The 4,090-nt window shown below is 47.5% G+C and carries 3 protein-coding genes and 1 pseudogene; all 4 read right to left on the bottom strand.

Annotated features, from left to right (window positions below; all coding sequences use genetic code 11):
- Positions 1-57 precede the first annotated feature (57 nt).
- A complete protein-coding gene (locus B348_RS0111545) occupies positions 58-327 on the bottom strand; it encodes a hypothetical protein (protein WP_012274344.1) in 270 nt (89 codons plus the stop codon).
- 242 nt (positions 328-569) lie between these two features.
- Positions 570-2,276, bottom strand: coding sequence for a bifunctional diguanylate cyclase/phosphodiesterase (locus tag B348_RS0111540; protein WP_026136742.1), 1,707 nt, complete (start codon positions 2,274-2,276; stop codon positions 570-572).
- 36 nt (positions 2,277-2,312) lie between these two features.
- Positions 2,313-3,422 (bottom strand): methyl-accepting chemotaxis protein, encoded by a 1,110-nt coding sequence (locus tag B348_RS0111535; RefSeq protein WP_371105869.1) that lies wholly within the window; start codon positions 3,420-3,422, stop codon positions 2,313-2,315.
- A gap of 177 nt (positions 3,423-3,599) precedes the next feature.
- Positions 3,600-3,767, bottom strand: a pseudogene (locus B348_RS1000000132205) (PAS domain-containing protein); the annotation flags it as partial.
- Positions 3,768-4,090: the final 323 nt, after the last annotated feature.

Raw genomic sequence — 4,090 nt, 5'->3', positions numbered from 1 at the left:
GGCAATTTTAGCCACAACGACTTTTCGTACAAAACCTAATTCGCCCAGTCTAGGGGGCTATAGATCGCCAGTCATCAGTAGCTCTCTCAGTATGCTGAGATTTTTCCTGATTTCAGCTTCTACCTTTCCAGAATAATCAAGTGCCTCAAGCGTATTCTTTGTTTGGTTCATTGCCTCTGCTATTATATCAATGGCAGTTTTTCTTGATGCTGCCATATTTTCTAGAGTCTGTTCCCCTGCATTTAGCATTGTTACGATATCTTGTTTGCTTAACTTATCATAATTCACGTTACGGAGTTGCTCTAGTATTAACTCTTGATCCGACATATATGATCCTCTTTATTATTATCGATTTGTTGTTTATGATAATATTAATTATTTCATTGTTCCATTGTTCCAGAAAAAAACAGCTGGGATAGTGTATCATAAAAAATATATTTCGAGCGAATGGGGAAAGTCGGTCGAGCCATGCGCATAACCAATCCATGGCATTGGACGCACAGTATATCGTTACCGGTGGATAAATGAATTAACCGCTCAATCCACTAGGTTGCGACGACGCAATCAGTTCATGGACGGTGCGGTTTATCTATTACCCCTCTAGATAAATGAGCAGGGACAAACTTCGCCACCCAAGATGGCACTTTTTCTACCGGCATGGGTTTCGCAATACCATAGCCTTGCGCTACATCACAACCTAGGTTCATCAGCAACACTCCGTGCTCAACCGTTTCCACCCCTTCAGCAATAACCTCGCGGTTAAACGATTTCGCTAGGCCGATGATCGCCTTAGTCAGCCCCAAGCTGTCTTTATCGATGAGTATGTCGCGTATAAAAGATTTGTCTATCTTGATTGACTGCGTGGGCAGTTGTTTAAGGTAGCTCAGCGATGAATACCCGGTTCCAAAGTCGTCCAACGAAAATGTCACACCCAGATCCTGGCAAGCAATGAGGCACTGAGTGACATGTGATAAGTGTTCTATCACCACTGATTCGGTAATCTCAATATCCAACATCTGCGGCAAAACATTAGGGTGGCTGTCCAGCAAAAACTTTAGGGACTTTACAAAGTTTTCTTTTTTCAAATGTAATGCTGCAATGTTTACACTCACAGACCACGAATGACCCAAGTCCGCCCATTGTTCTATTTGACTGAGCGCCTGATCTATGACCCACTCGCCGATCTCCACGATCAGATCGCTCTGCTCAATCAACGGTATAAAATACTGCGGTAATATAAGTCCATCTCGCGGATGCTGCCAACGCAATAGTGCTTCAAAACCAATCACTGCCCCACTGCTCAAACTTATTTTTGGTTGATAATGCAAGCATAACTCACCATCATGTAACGCTTGGCGAACCCGTATTACGGTATCAAAAGCTGATTTATCCATCTTATCTTTTGATACATCAAACAAATAGAAACAGTTACGGCCACTTTGTTTGGCCTTATACATAGCCTGATCGGCATGACGTAGCAGTGTATCGGCATTCTCATTATCGTTTGGATAGAGCGTCACACCGATACTGGCGGAAATATTAATGCCTATGCCATCGATGATGTAGACGGCGGAAAGGGCAGCTAAAAGCCTCTGCAGGGCGCTTTCCAACACCTTGGGATCCCGCACACCCAAAATCAGCACGAACTCATCGCCTCCCAAACGGGCTACGGTATCTTCGATACGCATACTATGTTTCAGGCGATCAGCCACCGCCACTAACAGACGATCACCTATCTCGTGGCCATAGCGGTCGTTAATCTGCTTAAACCCATCGAGATCAAGCACGCCCACGGCAACCGTGCTGGACTGGCTCTTTGCTTTGACAATAGCCTGATCAAGCGCTTTGGACAGCAAAAAACGATTTGGAAGACCCGTCAGCTCGTCGTGCTCAGCCTGCCATTGCAAGGTTTCCAGAAACTTCCGCTTTTCGGTCACATCGAAACGAATGGAAACGTATTTCTGCACCCGCTGGCTGGCATCATCGTACATGGGTACAATGGTGCTCTCTACCCAATACAGGCTGCCATCCTTTTTACGGTTGCAAATTTCACCTTTCCATACCTGCCCACGTGAAACTTTTTTCCACATATCAATAAAGAACTCAGGGGGATGCTGCCCTGAGTTTAGTATGCGGTGGTTTTGCCCAATCAACTCCTGTGCGCTATAGCCAGAAATATCACAGAACTGTTCATTGACATAGGTGATTATTCCGGATTTATCGGTTTCCGAGAAAATAGCTGCCGCATCCACCGCTGCACGGTATCTTGCACTCATATATAAACCTAATTCACCAAAATAGTCATAAGGTCACTACCTGTTGAACCGTTCAACCAACGAGTTTAAACCACGGGATGTACTTTCAAGTTCGCGGCCACGAATCACGGCGGAGTTAGCATTCTTCGCTGTTCTCTCAACCGTTCCCGCTACGTTATTAATCTGCCGAGCAATATCTTCAGCGACACTAGCCTGCTCTTCTGAAGCGGCTGCCATTTGCTGGCTCATACCACTGATCCGTTCAACAGCATCGCGAATGCCTTGGAGAGCACACTGCGCCTCTATAACTTGCTGTACACCGTGGTCGGCCTCGCGAATACCGAGTTTGGCAATGCTCACAGCCTCATCTGCGCCTTTTTTAAGGGTTTCAATGACGTTTTGAATTTGTTGAGTCGATACGCGGGTTTTAGCGGCCAAGGCCCGGACTTCATCAGCTACTACCGCAAAACCACGACCCTGCTCACCAGCCCTAGCCGCTTCAATTGCAGCGTTGAGAGCGAGTAGGTTGGTTTGATCAGCAATGGCTTGAATCACCCCCGCAGCAGCCATAATTTGCTGGGTTTCATTGGCAAGGTAATCCACAGCAGTGCTGATATTCGTGACGGTACTGGCCAGCAACTGAATGGCCTCACGGGAAGTACCGGCGACTTTATCACCTTGTTCAGCCAGTTCATTTGCTGCTTGCGCTTCCATGGCGGTTTTTTGAACATGCCCTGCCACTTCGTTGATTGAGGCCGCCATCTCCGTCATGGCGGCTGCCGTCATGTCCGTTTCCGCTCGCTGCTCCAGCAAGGCATTTTCAGTTTGGTTCGAGAGTAAGGAGGAATGCGCAGCGGCTTCAGCCACTTGGCTGGCCAGATCGCTTAGCCGAGTCAGTGCGGTTTTAAGGCGTGCATCCTCACTAATCAATATCATTTCCAACTGCGCTGAAGGGCCATACGTATCGCTGTAAGTGATGGCGCTAATCGGATCTGAAAAAGCGTCAGGGGCGCATTTCATGATATGACTCAACTGATGTTCCAGCCGCGTATAGGACCACCATCCTGTAACGAGAAAGAGCACGGCAGTTACCGCTTGTGCTGCCAGGCTTGGCAGCACGCTAGCCGCACCTATTGCCAACGCAGCCGCAGTTGCAGGTAAGACCATCCTCCTCATGAATGCCGCATAATGACGATTTTGGGGAATGGAATTTTTACCTGCACGCAACCGGTCATACAGCTTTTGTGCGCGATCAATTTGCTCCCGAGTCGGCTTGACTCTAACGGACTCGTAGCCTGTTAAGCGGCCATCTTCGAGAATAGGTGTCACATACGCACTGACCCAATAGAAGTCACCATTCTTGCAGCGATTCTTGATGATACCCATCCAGCTTTTGCCAGCCTTCAGATAGCCCCACATCAGCCCGAAAACAGCTGGAGGCATGTCGGGATGACGAACCAAATTGTGCGGACTGCCCAACAACTCTTCACGAGAATAGCCACTTATTCTCATAAACTCGTCATTCACATAGGAAATATTCCCATTCGCATCCGTAGCAGAGATCAATCGCTGCTGGACTGGAAATATTTGTTCAACGGTTGTGACAGGCAGGTTCGAGCGCAAGATGAGTCTCCATGAGCAATAATGGCATTATGCCATAAGGCGTGACTAACGGGTCATGCGAAATAAAGGGAAATCACAGAGCACTGAGATGTTTGTACGCTAAGCCATGGTTCTCAGCTGCAACCATTATCTGACACTGGTGACTTCGGTTGAAGTCCCCCTGCCAGTGCGAATTAGGTTTTGTACGAAAAGTCGTTGTGGCTAAAATTGCC

This window comes from Pseudomonas sp. CBZ-4, from assembly GCF_000346755.1.
GTDB lineage: Bacteria > Pseudomonadota > Gammaproteobacteria > Pseudomonadales > Pseudomonadaceae > Aquipseudomonas.
The sequence above is the reverse complement of the archived record's forward strand: the minus strand, read 5'-3'. Positions and strand labels throughout refer to the sequence as shown.

Coding starts and splice junctions, on each gene's coding strand:
- B348_RS0111545 (WP_012274344.1), bottom strand. CDS start 327: ATGTCGGATCAAGAGTTAATACTAGAGCAACTCCGTAACGTGAATTAT.
- B348_RS0111540 (WP_026136742.1), bottom strand. CDS start 2,276: ATGAGTGCAAGATACCGTGCAGCGGTGGATGCGGCAGCTATTTTCTCG.
- B348_RS0111535 (WP_371105869.1), bottom strand. CDS start 3,422: ATGGTCTTACCTGCAACTGCGGCTGCGTTGGCAATAGGTGCGGCTAGC.